Annotated in this window: 10 protein-coding genes; all 10 read right to left on the minus strand. The window is 54.3% G+C overall.

What is annotated here, in order from left to right:
- Window positions 1–6: 6 nt before the first annotated feature.
- Window positions 7–1,032, minus strand: coding sequence for a zinc-binding dehydrogenase (locus NGM62_RS14435; RefSeq protein WP_262248960.1), 1,026 nt, complete (start codon window positions 1,030–1,032; stop codon window positions 7–9).
- Window positions 1,011–1,742 carry an orotidine 5'-phosphate decarboxylase / HUMPS family protein gene (locus NGM62_RS14440; protein ID WP_262248961.1) on the minus strand — a complete coding sequence of 244 codons (732 nt, stop codon included), beginning with the start codon at window positions 1,740–1,742 and terminating at the stop codon, window positions 1,011–1,013. The genes NGM62_RS14435 and NGM62_RS14440 overlap by 22 nt, the downstream gene beginning before the upstream one ends.
- Window positions 1,743–1,828: 86 nt before the next feature.
- Window positions 1,829–3,130 (minus strand): purple acid phosphatase family protein, encoded by a 1,302-nt coding sequence (locus NGM62_RS14445; protein ID WP_262248962.1) that lies wholly within the window; start codon window positions 3,128–3,130, stop codon window positions 1,829–1,831.
- Between the two features lie 229 nt (window positions 3,131–3,359).
- Window positions 3,360–4,397, minus strand: a complete 1,038-nt coding sequence (locus NGM62_RS14450) for a hypothetical protein (RefSeq protein ID WP_262248963.1) — start codon at window positions 4,395–4,397, stop codon at window positions 3,360–3,362.
- Window positions 4,398–4,469: 72 nt separating this feature from the next.
- Window positions 4,470–5,006, minus strand: a complete 537-nt coding sequence (locus NGM62_RS14455; RefSeq protein WP_262248964.1) for a hypothetical protein — start codon at window positions 5,004–5,006, stop codon at window positions 4,470–4,472.
- A 224-nt stretch (window positions 5,007–5,230) separates the two neighbouring features.
- Entirely contained in the window at window positions 5,231–7,756 is a 2,526-nt protein-coding gene (locus NGM62_RS14460; RefSeq protein WP_262248965.1) for a glycoside hydrolase family 31 protein, read from the minus strand.
- 13 nt (window positions 7,757–7,769) lie between these two features.
- Window positions 7,770–10,427 (minus strand): alpha-L-rhamnosidase-related protein, encoded by a 2,658-nt coding sequence (locus NGM62_RS14465; protein WP_262248966.1) that lies wholly within the window; start codon window positions 10,425–10,427, stop codon window positions 7,770–7,772.
- Window positions 10,427–12,181 (minus strand): glycoside hydrolase family 66 protein, encoded by a 1,755-nt coding sequence (locus NGM62_RS14470; RefSeq protein WP_262248967.1) that lies wholly within the window; start codon window positions 12,179–12,181, stop codon window positions 10,427–10,429. The genes NGM62_RS14465 and NGM62_RS14470 overlap by 1 nt, the downstream gene beginning before the upstream one ends.
- Window positions 12,178–13,629, minus strand: a complete 1,452-nt coding sequence (locus NGM62_RS14475; protein WP_262248968.1) for a SusF/SusE family outer membrane protein — start codon at window positions 13,627–13,629, stop codon at window positions 12,178–12,180. Before NGM62_RS14475 ends, NGM62_RS14470 begins: the two co-directional genes overlap by 4 nt.
- 23 nt (window positions 13,630–13,652) lie before the next feature.
- Window positions 13,653–15,152: a RagB/SusD family nutrient uptake outer membrane protein gene (locus NGM62_RS14480; RefSeq protein WP_262248969.1), complete on the minus strand. Its 1,500-nt coding sequence runs from the start codon at window positions 15,150–15,152 to the stop codon at window positions 13,653–13,655.
- Window positions 15,153–15,158: the final 6 nt, after the last annotated feature.

Below are 15,158 nucleotides of genomic sequence, written 5' to 3' on the forward strand. Positions count from 1 at the left end.
AGTGGTTTATTTCGGTATCAGTACGCTTTTGATGACTTCGCCGTCTTTCATCTTCCGGAAAGCCACTTCCCAGTCCTCCAGTGGCCACATCCCACCGACGATCCTGCTGATGTCCAGACGTCCGGTAGCCAATAGGCGGATCACTTTCTCCCATACCGGCCAGTTGTGGCTGAAGCTGCCCTGTATGCGTACATTTTTCTGCACGATAGGGTCCAGCGAAAAGCCGATGGGCTGTGGCCCCCAACCTACTTTGACCACCTGTCCGTTGGGCCGCACCCAGTCGATGGCAAGCTGCAGGGTATGGCTAATCCCCGCAGAATCGATTACGCAGTCGGCGCCCAGTCCGTCCACCGCCCTCACCCACGCCCCGGCATCTGCGGTGAAGGGTTGGATGCCATAGGACGCCGCAATGTCCAGCCGCACCCGGTCGGTTTCCAGTCCCACGATAGCCACCTCGGCACCGCTGAGCTGGGCCATCAACGCGCAAAGCATCCCGATGGTGCCCGGGCCGATGACCAGTACCCGATCGCCGGGCTTGATATCGGCATTGTTCACCACCGCATTATAGGCTACACTGCACGGCTCGGTGAGACAGGCTTTCTCGAACGCCAGGTCATCCGGTATGCGGTGCAGGCAGCGGGCCGGCACCGCAACGTATTTGGTCATCGCACCATTGACGCCGTAACCGAATCCCTTCCGTGTAGGGTCGAGGTTATACAACCCTACTTTTGACAGCGGGTTTTCAAGATCGATTACGGCAGCGGTTTCACTCACCACCCGGTCGCCGACCTCCCAGGTTGTTACATCCTTACCGGTTTCGTGGATTATCCCAGCGAATTCATGGCCAAGGATAACCGGATAATTCACCGGCCAGCTATGGCTCGAGGTCCATTGGTGTAGGTCGCTCCCGCATACCCCTACCGCCTTCACTTCGAGGATGACCTCGCCGCGCTGCGGCACAGGTTTGGGCACTTTCCGCAGTTCTACGGAGCCCTTTTGGTTATCAAAATTTACGACTGATAAAAATCCCATGGTTGTTTGTATGTCTTCTTGATTTGCTGCGAATGGATATTTTCGCATATAGTCCGCAATATACTTGGGAGATCGGTGGCGCTCGACGTTTTGAATGCATCGGAATCGATGGTGAGGGGAGCTCCAAGTACGACCAATGGTGCACCGAGCGAAGGACATGAAATAGCTTGGTCGACAGATAGCCCCCCAACGGCCTGAACAGGTACATTCACCGCTTCCACCACCTCCGTGAGCTGATCCAGCGGACTGGGACACGCAAAACCCTTTGCAACCAATCCCCGCCGCTCGTCATAACCGATGTGGTGGATGACGTAGTCACATCCCAGATCTTCCAGAAACTTAGCGCTATCTACCATGGACTCGCAGGCTAGATTATCCCCCATTACCTTAATGCCGAAATCATGCCCAGCTTGCACCACACATTTGATGGTCTCCGCATGGGCTCTCCCCATCACCACCACGTGCGTTGCCCCCGCCCTGGCCATCATCTCAGCTTCCAGGTAACCGCCGTCCATGGTCTTCAGGTCGACCACCAATGGCGTATCCGGGAACTCGCTCCTCAACCGGCGCACACCGTGCAAGCCTTCCGCCAAGACCAGCGGGGTACCTACCTCCAACCAGTCGACACCCGCCTCCAAAGCGAGGTGGGCGGTACGCACCGCCTCTTCAATATTTGTAAGATCCAACGAAATCTGAACAATTGGTCTCATAACATCCATTTAAAATCCGACGTGATCGCCCGTACGGTTACCGATCACAGGACTAATTTATTTTGGTAAGATAAAGATGCAAATTTTTACTGGCGCTCCGGCATACCTGCCGGCACCCTGTCAACCAGTTTATTGATCGCTCCTTCCTGCTTGATCAAATCAAATGCATCATAAAGTTCTCCGGTGGCCAAATAAGCCTTAAAAGATAATTTCTGGGGACATACATCAACGATTTGAAATAACTGGGTGTAGATTGCCGACCGGTCCATCCAAGATTTTTTCTCTACATGGTTACCGGTCATCTTCGGACCGCTTACCGAAACCACATACATGGTCCCCGACACTTCGTCCTTGCCACCCATCGGGATTTTGCCCATGCCACGTGCATATGTATGGTCATGGCCCTGTAGTACGAGATCGACCCCATAACGATCGAAAAGCGGCTTGAAGGTCTCCCGCATCCGCTTATTATCCCGTGTTCCTTTAGGCGAATAAATCGGATGATGGAAGGTCACCACCGTCCAGGTGTTGGGGTTCTGCTCCAAAATGCGCTCCAGCCATATCCGCTGGATTTCCAGGTAATGGTCTGATTCTTCCGCTTGGTCCGAATTGAGCGATATGAACCGTACTCCCTGCACATCGACAAAATAACAGGTTTCCTCCAGCCCTTCGGGACCGTTCAATGGCAGATTAAACTGCGGTCTCCAAAGAACGGCCGCCGCCCGCTCCCCATTCGGCAGGTCAAAATGGTCGTGATTACCGGGCGAGGGAAGTCCGGGTATCATGCTGTGAATGAATCCTCCCGCCGCAAACCAATCGGCCCATTCCCCATCCCGATTTGCACGGTTTATGAGATCACCGGCATACAGCTGTAACCGGGCGTTCGGCGCCTTCGCGAAGGCCTCCCGCACAACGCGCGACCAAAGCGACCGGATGTTTACCTGTACGTCGCCGAAATAGATAAACTGGAATGGATCTGTCGGCTTATCGCTGGCGGTAACGAAGTGAAACCATTCGCTCCAATTGTTCCCCCCGCCGACCCGGTACGCATATTTGGTGTTGGGAATAAGGTCGTCGAAAATCAATGAATGGTAGTTGGACGAAACGGTATCACCCAAGTTCACCCGTTCGGTTGCTGCTTTTTTCCTGATGGCTTTCTCTACAAAACGGGGATCCGCATCGGCGACGGCGAGTTCTGCAAAACTCGCTTTCACTTGACCCGCCGTTTGCCAGTTAATCGCGACCGAGGATGCTAGGTTCTCTGTCACATTCAAAATGATTCGCCGCGGCAGGGAATCGGTCAGCTCCTGACCAGCGGCCGGTGACCAATTGCAGGCAGCTACAAAGAATAGAAGGCCGACGATGCGTTGTTTGCTTTTGGCACTCATTGTATACGAAAGTAAACGTTGAACTTGTAATTGATACACTCAAAGGTATTCCATTAAAGCATCCAGCCTTTATACCAAATTGGCGGAGTATTATAGGATGTTAGCGAAGTGAGTGGGAAAGCTGTAGAACTCGTAGATCGATAGCCAACTGGGTTTAGACAACTATAAAAGCGGAATCCGGCCTGACAAAGAATGCGGTCTGGCAAAAGGTTGATAGGAATAGGGATTCTTACTTCCCTGCCACCCGTTCAAATTTATACGGATATACTTTCCCTGATGCCCACTGTGCTACATATAAATTCTCATCCCGGTCCACACATACATCATGCGGATGCACGAATAACGGCACTTCCTGACGCATGGGTTGGAGTTTGCCGTCGATGTAATGGGGCTCGGAACCGCCAATATTGGAAATGACCCGACCCGTCTCATCCAGTATGGTCACAAACCCGGAATTCACATGACCCATATCCGGCGACCGGAGTACCGCCGCATAAATCCGGTTGCCATGTATGACGGGCCGACAGACACATGCGCCGGGTAGATCGATAATTCCAAGCAGCTCTCCCTCCATACTGAAGCGCTTGAAGCAGTTGCGGGTACGGTCGGTCACCAAGAGTGTTGGCTCACCGATCCGTCCGTCGATACATACGCCATGCGCATTGTCCAGAAAGCGGTCGCCTTCTCCCCTGCCACCGAACCAACGCTTCAGCTTGCCGTTGGCATCATAATGCAGGATATATTGTTGGCCATATCCATCGGCCACATAGATATCCCCATTGGGTGCGACCGCGGTCTCCGTGGGGACGAACCCTTCGGCCGACTGATATAATCCGGTTTCAACAGGGTAATCGATTGTCATGAGTACACGGCCTTCCAATGTGGTTTTGTAGACTTGGTGTCTTGCGGTGTCTGTAATGAGCAAAAACTGGTCACTCCCCTCCCCAGCGATGGTCAATCCATGTGCACCGGGGTATTCCGTGCCCCAAACGGTCACCAGTCGTCCGTCCGTATCGTATACTACCACATTGTTACGGGTTTCATTGGTCAACAATAAAATGTTACCCCGGTGGTCTTGTACCATCTCGTGGCAATCATTCACTGGAAACCGACCTGCATCCAATACGCCCCATCTAGGTACTTGGCGATAAAATAGTCCGCCGTGTCCGTAAACAGGTTGGTCTTTACCATAACCAAATGCCATCCGCGACGATGCGGCCACGGCCATTCCCCCAACTACACTTCCAATAAAATTTCTTCTTTTCATATATCGCTCAACAGACTCTTTAAAATATGAGTACGCCCAAACCACCATGGCTGGGAATAAAGGTCGTCCACTCTAAAAGGAATAGCCAAACGACATATAAGGTAGGTAGGGAATGAAATTGCCGTCAATTAAGATCGGCGAAAGTCCAGCCCTGAATGTGAACCCTCCGTCCCGTGGCTGCCGGCGATAACCGAAAATGAGAGAACCCATCACCTGGTTTTCCGTTACATGTTTCACTTGTTCTGTTTCGCCACCCAACCAAGAATAGTCATCGTACGCATAGCGCACATATGAGGCCCCGATACCCATTTCGAAATAATTCCCGTCCTTGCCCAATAGATAGTTGAGCTGTACCGGAACGGTTAGGTAAGATTCGTCGTCCATTGAGAAATACCCGATACCAAAGCGCGCGCCGATCCCGTTACGTGTTTCACCGAACCGGAAATCGTAATTCGCTGATATAAAACCCGGCCCACCTAGCTCAACATAAAACGACGTGGCCCGTTTACCGGGTTCATAGAAATCCACTTTCCTTTCTTGGGCTATTACCGCAACACTAAACAACCCTAATAGCGTAGTTAACCAAATACTTCGATTGAATAAAACCATAATACCAGCTTATAATCTTGGTGAAACCGGATTAAACCTACCCAAAAACCGTTCCAATTCGCTGCACCCGCCTCTACGATATTTTTAAGGCATAATGGTTTTTATTCCACGCGCTTATAGCTACATATTAAAGTAACTTTTTCTAAGTTTGGATGACTAATTTTTAGTCAGCCATTCCCTTGAAAACATGAACAAGGTAATATTCCTATTGTACCGGCCTTGCACTATCGAATCGAAACCATCCGTTCCTCTCCAGTGTCGGGCAGACAGATTAGGATGGCTTTGGCGGCTTCATCCCAAGCCCATTGCACAGCGTCGGTCGCGCTGGCCAAATTGCTATTAACCTTCGCTGCCTTTACCTGCTTTATTTTCTTGCTGCTCAAAAGTACCGTCTTCGGCTTTTCCGATAAATGGATCCGAAACAGGAAGTTCCGCTCCCCGGTGATACGATAGCCTTGTTGTTCCCGCTTTCCGATCTGCAACAAATACCCATCGCGCTCGGTCCGGCAACTGATTTCGGTCTTGGCATACACATCTTCGAGGTAATCCGTAGTCTCTCCGTCATCTTCATAGAGCTCGAATGTGGCTTCCTGATTCACCCGTGCCGGGAAAACATCCCAGGTAATGGGGTAAACCGGCACCTCATGGATGTACTGCATCACGGGCATGGTGGGGATGATGGATCCTTTTTTGGCAAACAGTGGGATAACATGCAGCGGGGCATCAACGGTGATCCATTGGCCACCTTTATGCACCGTCTGCTTGTCGTTGTAATCCACCCATTCGCCTTCGGGCAGGTACACATCCTTCGTCACCGCGTCTTTTTCAACCACTGGCGCGACCAGTAGCTCCTCACCCATGAAAAACTGGCCGTCAGCTTTGGTGGCTTCCCGATCGTTGGGGTATTCCAGTAGGGTGGCGCGCATCATCGGCACACCCGTATCGTGAGCTTTTCTCGCATAGGTGTAGTTGTACGGAAACAAGCGGTATTTCAGTTCGATGGCTTCGCGGGAAAGCCGTTCGGCTTCCTCGCCGAATGCCCAGGGCTCCGACACGTTGCTGCCTTCGTGGTGGGCGCGGCTCAATGGATTAAACACGCCGAACTGCATCCAGCGGATGTAAAGCTGCGACATCACCAGGGGATCGGTAATATCCCCGCAATAGCCTGAAATATCGCACGACCAAAACGGGATTAATCCCATCCCCGCTGATACGCCCACAGGAATCTGGTTAGCCAAATGGGCCCATCCGTCCAGCACGTTATTGCCATTCCCCGCGTCGCCCGACCAGCCAAACGTATAACGCTGCATGCCGGCATAGGCCGACCGGGTCATCTGAAACACCCGCTTGCCGGGGTTACGCTTATTGAACTGCTCGGTGACCACACGATCCCACGTTTGGCCGTATACGTTATGGATTTCGTCATGCATCCCCGCATGGTGTTTCATAAACAGCCGGTCGGTCTCCTCCTCGTTGCTCCAGGCAGGTTCGCCCATGTCGGTCCAAAACCCGCGTACGCCGATAGCTAATGGCTTTTGCTGATACGCGCCCCACCAATCTGCAACTGCAGGGTTGGTAAAATCAACCACGCCGCAATTGCCACCCCAGGGCCATGGCATGTCATAGGTTTTTCCTGTACGGATGTCTGCTGCGAAGTATCCCAATGAATCCGCTTCCTGCCACTGTCTTACATTGCTTTGCGAGATGATCGGATCTTGCGACAGGATCATTTTATAGCCCATACCTGCCAGATCGCTCACCATCGTCGCCGGATTGTCGTAGCGCTCCGGGTTCCAGTTGAAATCCTGCAGGTGTTCCACCCAGCCGATATCCTGGTAAATGATATCGCAGGGGATTTGCCGGTTCCGGAACTCATCGGCCACGTCACGGGCCAGGTGTTCAAACGTATAGTCGCCGCGGCACTGCGAAAACCCGAATGCCCATTTCGGCGGCATGATGGGTTTGCCCGTCAGCGCCGTGTAATGACCAATTAGCTGCTTATAGTCCTGCCCCCATAGGAAGTAGTACAGCATTTCCCCGTCGGGTGCCTCAAACGAAAAATAATCCGGCGATTCCGTCCCGAATTTGAATTCGGTTTTGTACGTATTATCGAAAAACACCCCGTAGCGGTAGCTGCTCATGAAAAAGGGGATGCTTTTGTACAATGGATCCTCGTCCACGCCGTAGCACGGTTTGTCGCTGTTCCACATCTTATACGCCCGGCCGCGCCTGTCCACCGGTCCGGCTTTCTCGCCCAGCCCGAAAAACTGTTCATCGGCACGCAGCACTTTGTAAGCAGCTACCCGTTCGCCTTCCTCCACAAACCCACGCTGCTGGTAATCCCCGAAAAGCAATTTCTGGAACTTGTCGAACACCTGTAGGCCAAAGGGCGATTTCTGCACCCGGATGCGCAGGCGGTCGGTAAAGATTTCATACTGCTGCCCGGCATCGTGCACGTTTACTTCCCCTTGAAAGCCCAGGTCTTCGTTGACCACGGCAAAGGAAGGGTTGTTCCGCTCGAATTTCCCGTCCGGGGCAATCCATATCTTCAGCACCTCCGCATGCAGCACCTGTACCAGCACCTTACCCTGTTCGCCTACACTGAAAACCACGCGGTTTCCGTCCACGTCATAGCCCTGGCAGTCGCCCAGGCTTCCGGTCTGCTGGCCGTAAGTGCGTAAAACACCGGTCATCAACAGCAGGGCCATCCCAATCGTCCATCGCCTATTATCACTTATCAGTTTCTTCATTACGCTATACTTGCTAATCATTGATTTTCTGTATGCGGATGCCGGCTACGAGCGCTTCGTCCACCTGTCCATCCATGTTCTTGTTCTGCGGTTCGAAGGCAATCGACCATTGCTGCCTTCCCGGTTCCAAATCGACCACCAAGGTATTGGAAAATCCGTAATCCGCCCAATTTCCGCTCCCCCGCTGCGGGAATACCAATGTCCCCGTCCATTTGCCGTTCACTTTCAGCGTACGGGTGGCGCATTTGCTATCCGTCTTTATCGAGCCGTTGCCATTGGCGTAGCGCACGGTGATGGCGTAACGGCCTTTCGATGGCACGACGAGTTCACCGGCAATAGGTCTGCCGCCCGGCGTGGTGCGGATAGGTTCATCGAACGTCACCCAACTGGTTCCCTGTTCGTTGTATACAGCTATCGGTTCGCTACCGAAGGATTCCAGCCCTTGGGCATCGATGGCCACCACACTGTATTCACCGGCCTGTTCTTCGGTAAGGCTGACCTCCGTGTCGGTGGTCTCCAGCCATTTTGCGCCATTGCGGTACACCGTATAAGTTGCCGCACCGGGTACCGGATTCCATATCAATTTCCCCTTTTCAACCGCCGTTTCCGGTGTTTCGGGCGAAAAAGCATGGTCCATCAAATGGAACCCGCCATCTCCCCTACCTCCGTTTTCCAGCACGATATGTATCCGGCACGGACCTTTTGTTCCTGCCGGGATAAACGCCTCCGCCATCGGCTCGCCGTTCATCGTCATGGAAGCAATGCGGTTGCCACTGCCTTCAAGGGAAATGTCCAGCACCGCCTCCCGGTAGGCATAGTTTTCCAACCGATGACTGCCCGCCAGCGGCTCCGGCACGAAGGGGCGCAGCCACAGCCCTTCCGGGGTGTTTTCCATGCCGAATACCGCCTTGTGTACGGTGCCGATGTTGCCTGCAAGGCTCCACAGCATGTTGTCCGAATTAATCTGCGTACCCACGAAATCGCCCGTGGATGCCACGAAATTTTCCTTGTTGGTGAGGAAGAGTGCTGCGGGACGGTAGACGGAGGCCATGCTTTGCACCAGGGCATCGCCGTTCCCGGCACGGGCGGCGGCCAATGACCAGAAGGCCTGCACAAACGGCCATATCCCGTTGTTGTGATACGGCGGTATCCCCGGTATCTGCGGATAGATGCAGGGGATGCCGTATTCGGTCACCGGCATTCCGCGCACCGCCTGTTTGCTGCGGACATCGTCTGCGATGCCAAACAGGACGGCCAGCGCGTTTCCGAGCGCTTCCGCCCTCGGCGAAAGGAGCGGATAGGTGCGGCCGTACCGATATTGTGCGTAATAGCCTTTTTCCGCCATCCAAAGCTGGGCATTGATGCCGTCCCTGACGCGCTGGGCCATCCGGTGGTAATGTACCTGTTCCCCTTTCCTGCCGAGCATACCGGCCATCGCTGCCATGATTTCATACGCCCTGAAAAACACGGCATTGGTTCCCAGGCATTCCGAACCGTAGATATCCGCCGGTTCCATCCAGCGGGGATAGGTCTGCTCGCGCCAGTCCAGAAACGAAGATTCGCCCCGGAATAGCCCGGTTGCTTCATTGAAAGCGTTCTTTTCGTCATCCGCCAATGTATTGGCAATGATTTCATAGCAATCGGCCATCCATTCCCCGTCGCCCGTATGGAGGTAAACCTCCCAAGCTGCCAATGCCCATACAATCCGGTCGGTGGACACGGGATAGGAGCCGCCCGTACCCGTATCCTGCACGATCTTCCCGTCCTTTACTTTCCGCAGCAAGCTGTATTTGGCCACCTGCGGTTGCAGGGATGCCAGGGAAAGCAAGATGCTGTAGCTGATGTCGCGCGTCCACACGCCTGCCCACTCTTTCCCGGTACGGAAGGTACTGTCCGGCTCGATGGCATGCAGCAGCTCTTCAAGGGCGAGGTTGTACAGGGCCACTGGCATCAGGTAATCCGAATGGTACCGCGGGAAGGCCGACAAATCGGCCCGGAGCTTCCACCGTGCCGGTGCTTCCGGCTTATCGAATATACGGTTCATCTGCAACGTCACTTCATGGATGCCGTCACCGTCTTCATCCTGGAGCCGCAGGTCATCGTGCATACGCAACGATGCAAAATCCCACGTCAGCGGCTTTGCGCTTCCCGCCACGTACAATCCCGAAAAGTCGGCTTTCCGCAGCGTGTCCCCGGCAAAGTTGATCCAGTAGCCCGCGGTATCCCATGCGCGGTGGATGTGCCGCAGGTCTACCCGGAGCTTGATGCCGCTGTCAGGCGGCAGGTATAACCCGCTGGCATCGCTGCTGTCCACGTGGTGCATGCCGAACACCAGCAGCGGACTGATGTAACTGCCATCCGTGGGACGGACGACCAAGCGGTGGTCCATGCCCGAGGGCAGTTCATTGTCCTCACCATTGATGGCAAATTTGAAGGTAATTTCGGCAGTGTGGAAAGGATTTTCGGGGCTATGGTAATCCGAAACAATTTCATCCGGTCCAAGCGCCCGTGCGGTAAAGCCGTTCTGAGTCACCGCAACGTCCGTAAGCGTATAATGCTTTCCTTTATAAATGAGCTTGTTGCCGTGGTTAGTAGCCGTACAGGCCACACAAGCCGCCATGACAGCCGTTACCCATCCTTGTTTCCGTATGTATTTCAATAGTATACGCATCAATCGTTAAATTCCAGTATGACCATATTCCAATAAAGCAATTCCGGCATCCGGAAGGATATTCCGGTCGGGGTGGTATCAAAGGACAGCGGCTCGGCTTTGCCGAACGCACGGTCCGGTGAAGCCATCCACACCCGCTTGACCGGCCGGGCCGTATCGAGGCGGTACGTACGGCCTTGCAGTTCCGTTGGCGTGGCCTGCGTGCCGTTGGCATCACGCCAATGGAGATGCGTGGCTTGCGTGAAATTGAGGAAGTGCAGCACGTGCCTTGTACCCCAATTCATGCCGCTTACCGCCACCTTGCCCTGCTCGATGCTGCCGATGCTCAGCGTTCCCGTGCCTCCCATTTCCTCCACATCGGGGCGATAGGGCGCTGCCGCGCCGCGCAGGATGTTTTGATAGGCCACCATGAAATCGTAGTAAGTCAGCATCGCCTTTTTCAGCGACTCCGGCATTTGCAGGTTGTTGTTGGGAAAATACTCCTTACCCAGCATGTGTTCGCCGAGTTCGATGTGGGCGCCGCCGCTCGAAAAGATGACCGCATTGGTAAGCAGTACCGCCGGGGTATTGAATTGGCCGGGAGACCCAGCTTTGTCGTAGTTCATATAGGCGGCAAGCACTGTCGGCAGCCGATGGTTCCCGTAGCCGTCGTTCATACGGATGATATCCACGAGGTGATTGTAGGATTCGTTGGGCCCCCACACCTCGGTATAAAGCATGTCCACCGGTGATCCGGCTATGCCCTGCTGCCCATACTGGTTCACGGCGTTCATCACCAGCCTTTTCCCCGGAGCGGCTGCTTTCAGGCTGGCCAGCAGGGGGGGATACGTACCGGCCAACGATACGGGCATGCCGCTGCCATCGTACAGCATGCCGCGGTCGCCCAGTTGGTCCACGTGGAAACCGTCAAAATCAAATACCTCGTACACCTCCCCCATCTGCTCCGAAAGGTATCGCTGCCATTCGGTATTCGCTGGGTTCAGCAGGTAGATATCGCTCACGAAAGGCGGCTTGGGCAGTTCATGCCGGTCTTTTTCCGTCCGTTGGTTGTCCCTGTAAAGGTACCACGTGTCGCTTACTCCCGATGAAGCGGCATCGGCCAGCGCCCCGAACCCCAGGTTGTAGGACATCGTGACCATGTTGTACGACTTGGCCAGCTGGATATACCCTTTCACGGTCTGGAGGCGGTTTTCCCGTCCGATGATGTCCTGCCAGCTGTGCAACGGCGCATCCGGCGTGCCTGCAAGCGGCTTGTGGTGCTTGTAGTGCCAGTCGTAAAATTGGATGCCGTTGATGTGGTGCCGGTTGAGGTTTTCCATCACGGCTGCCATTGATTCCGCAGGCAGGTCCCCGAAATGGGACAGGAACCCGTATCTCGGGAACCTGCTCCAGTCGGACGAAACGTCCACGCCGATACTGGCGTGGACCTCTTCGCCTTCCCCCGCTACTGCCGAATACAGTTCGACCAAGTAGCCTTGGTAATCGGCCGACGGCGGTACCCATGACCAATCTTTACTGGCCAGTGGATGCTCGTTAAGGACTTCCCCCAAGTGGCTGTACCGTACAGTCATTGCTTCATCCGGCATCCTGTCCGCAGCAAGTTGCACGGTCTCCCCCGGCGCGTAGCGGGCTTTGTCGGTATACAGCATCACGCGGTAGCCGTCGCCCACCGTAATGGGATCGTTGGTGGACGACCCTTTCTTGCAGGCCATCCACCCCACCACCAGCATGCTCCACAGGATATATTTGTTCATCGCCGTTCGATGCTTATTGTTTCAAGCAATTGGTTGATGACGATCCGGTAAGTGCCTGCCCGTTCGATTTTCCATTTGAAATCCGGTTCGCCCTTCGGCACAAATTTCATCCGTGTGCTACCCGGACCCGCACCGTTCACTTCGGGCATGAAGAAATCTGCTCCCCAATTGCCCGTGGCCAATGGAAATTTAAATTCGCCTGCGTTCATCGGCCCTTCGTAAGTAAACACATACGGGTCGGTCGGATCTGGCGTCATCGGGTGCGGGTTGTCTATATTCCAGCCCACTGGGGATGCATCGCCCACCATCCAGATCTCGGTGTAAGGTACGAATGGCCGGATGGCAATGGTCAGCTGCTCCATATCCAGCGTCACCTTATAAGGTCCGGCTTGGTCAATCTTCCATTTATAATCCGGATTCCCGCCCGGCACGAGCTGCATGCCATCCAGGCTGATGTCCTGATGGTTTTCCAATGGCATAAAATAATCGGTATTGAAGTCGCCCGTTGCCGTAGGGATTTTAAACTCACCGGCATTCATCATGCCGTAGTAATTGAATACGAAAAGGTTGGACGAATCCACCCGCATGGGGGTGGGCGCCTGGATATCCCAACCCGTCGGCACGGCATCGCCCAATAGCCACAACTGGTCATACAGCGGTTCACTGCCCGGCGCAATGGTGATCGTCAGTTCTAGCAAATCGACCGTTACGATATAATTGCCTGTGCTTTCAATAACGAACTTATCGTCCGGCTGGTCATCGGCCGTACGCAGTACCAGCATTTCCGCAGATGCTCCACGGTTGTATGACGGGGAAAACTGGCCCAGCGTGGTGAGGAGTTTAAATTCGCCAGCCGTCAGCGTGCCCTGCCAGGTGAATAAACCAGGCGTCTCGTTGCTGGCTACCAGCGGTGTAGCGGCATCGGCACTCCAGCCATTAGGCGCCGCATCACCGACGAGGTATAACGTTTCGCTCACCGGTTCGTAAGGCGTGGCACGAAGCTCGAAAACCGCCGAATCCCGGGTACCATCCATCGTCACCTCGGCAATAACTTTTGCGACAAGTTCGATTTCTTCGCCCGGTGCACCCTGCAATTGGCCGATCAGCAAGGCATTCAGTTCACCGGTCGTATAACTCCGGGCTAACACGGCTTTTCCCAGCGGCTCTACCACCGGATTGGCCGAAGGGTTGCTTTTGCGGGCCACCGATAGCGTATACTCCAGTGCCGAATTGGTGCCTTGGTTCGAGCCGGTGGTCCAGGTTAGTTCCAGTGCCGTTTCAAACGCCTTTCGCTGGTCAAGCATCAACTGTTCGGCGGAGGCGCTAAGTGCCAACGGCCCCGTTTCTTTGTTCAGTTCGCGCATGTCTGTCTTCTGGCATGACAGCATACACGCTGCCAGCACGAACAACATAACTATGTTGGGTATAAAGGATGAAATTCTTTTCATGATCGATTCATTTAATGATGCCATCAATAGCCCGTATTTTGGGTCAGGTTCGGATTTGCCTCGATTTCCCGAAGCGGGATAGGCAACAGCAGATGCTTGGCCGTGGCGTTTGTCCGGCCGATACCTTGGAAAAACGCCAAGCCATATTGCCCTTGGTCAATCCGGATGAGGTCAAACCAACGGTGCCCCTCAAAGGCCAACTCCATGCGCCGCTCGTGCAGAATCCGCTCCCGCAGCTGCGCTTTATCCAACCCCGATACATTGGGGAGCCCGGCACGCCGCCGTACGCGGTTCAACGGACCGCCGGTAGCGATATCCGTGGCAGGCGCCTGTGCTTCATCGCTGCGGTTCAATTCGTTGAGTGCTTCTGCTTGCATCAGCAACACGTCTGCATAACGCAGTACCGGGAAATTGGCCGGATTGGTATCGTAATCGGGTGATATCGATTTGGACACCAAAAACTTCCGAACGTTATATCCCGTCTGTGAATAGCTGCTTTGGTAGGCCATGCCGTCGAAATCCGGACCGCCCTCGTAGAGGATGGTCTGATCTTTACGGTTGTCCCCCGTTTCATACGCACTGACAAACTCCGCCGTGGGCTGGTTCCAGCCGTATCCACCGGCCACCATATCCGAGTTGCGGGGCCCGGTAAACGTGCTCACCCATGAGGCCTGGTTTTCATCGTTCCAGAAACCATGGTTAGTCTTGCCGAGGTACTGCACTTCAAACAGGGATTCAGCCGAGTTTTTGGAAAGCGGATTGAAGTTATCAGCATAGTTGGCATTGAGGGAATAGCCCAACGTGCCAACCAGCTGGCAGTATTCCAACGCCTTCTCATAATTGCCGATAGTCAGGTATACCTTTGCCAGCAATCCCGCTGCCGTGCCCTTTGATACCCGCCCGATATCGCCTCCGCCGTAGGTTTCGCGCTGGGGCAGCAAATCGACAGCAAGCGTCAGGTCTTCAAGGATCTGGTCATAGACCTCGGCTTTTGGTGTGCGCAACGGCCGCAGGTCATCTACAGGGGTCTGGGGTATGGTCAGCAAGGGTACGTCGCCAAAGAATTGCACCAGCAGGAAATAATAGAGTGCACGAAGCGTCCGCGCTTCGCCAAGTATCCGGTCTTTCACCGCGCCATCGATGTGCTCCATGCCCGGTACGTTTTGAAGTACCAGGTTACACCGTAAGATACCCGGTGCTGGCCCGCGCCAGATGTCCAATGCCGCTGCATTGTCTGTGGTGGTTACAAAGTTGGCGATGTCCTGCGTTTCGATACCATCCGTTCCGCCGCCCGCACCAACGATGCTGTTGCCGGCCCATATATCGGTGGTCCACATCCGCATGTTGTACAGCTTCGGCCATTGCAGGGGCTGGTAAGCACCGTTTATCGCCGATTCCGCATCCGCCTGTGTCTTCCAGAAATTGGACGAATTTACCGAATCGAACGGCTCTTTATCGAGGAATTTTTCGCAACCCGAGGCAGCAACCACGAACAGGGCTACGGCCGCATATCTTATGATCATTAACGT

This window comes from Parapedobacter soli, assembly GCF_025460835.1.
GTDB lineage: Bacteria > Bacteroidota > Bacteroidia > Sphingobacteriales > Sphingobacteriaceae > Parapedobacter > Parapedobacter soli.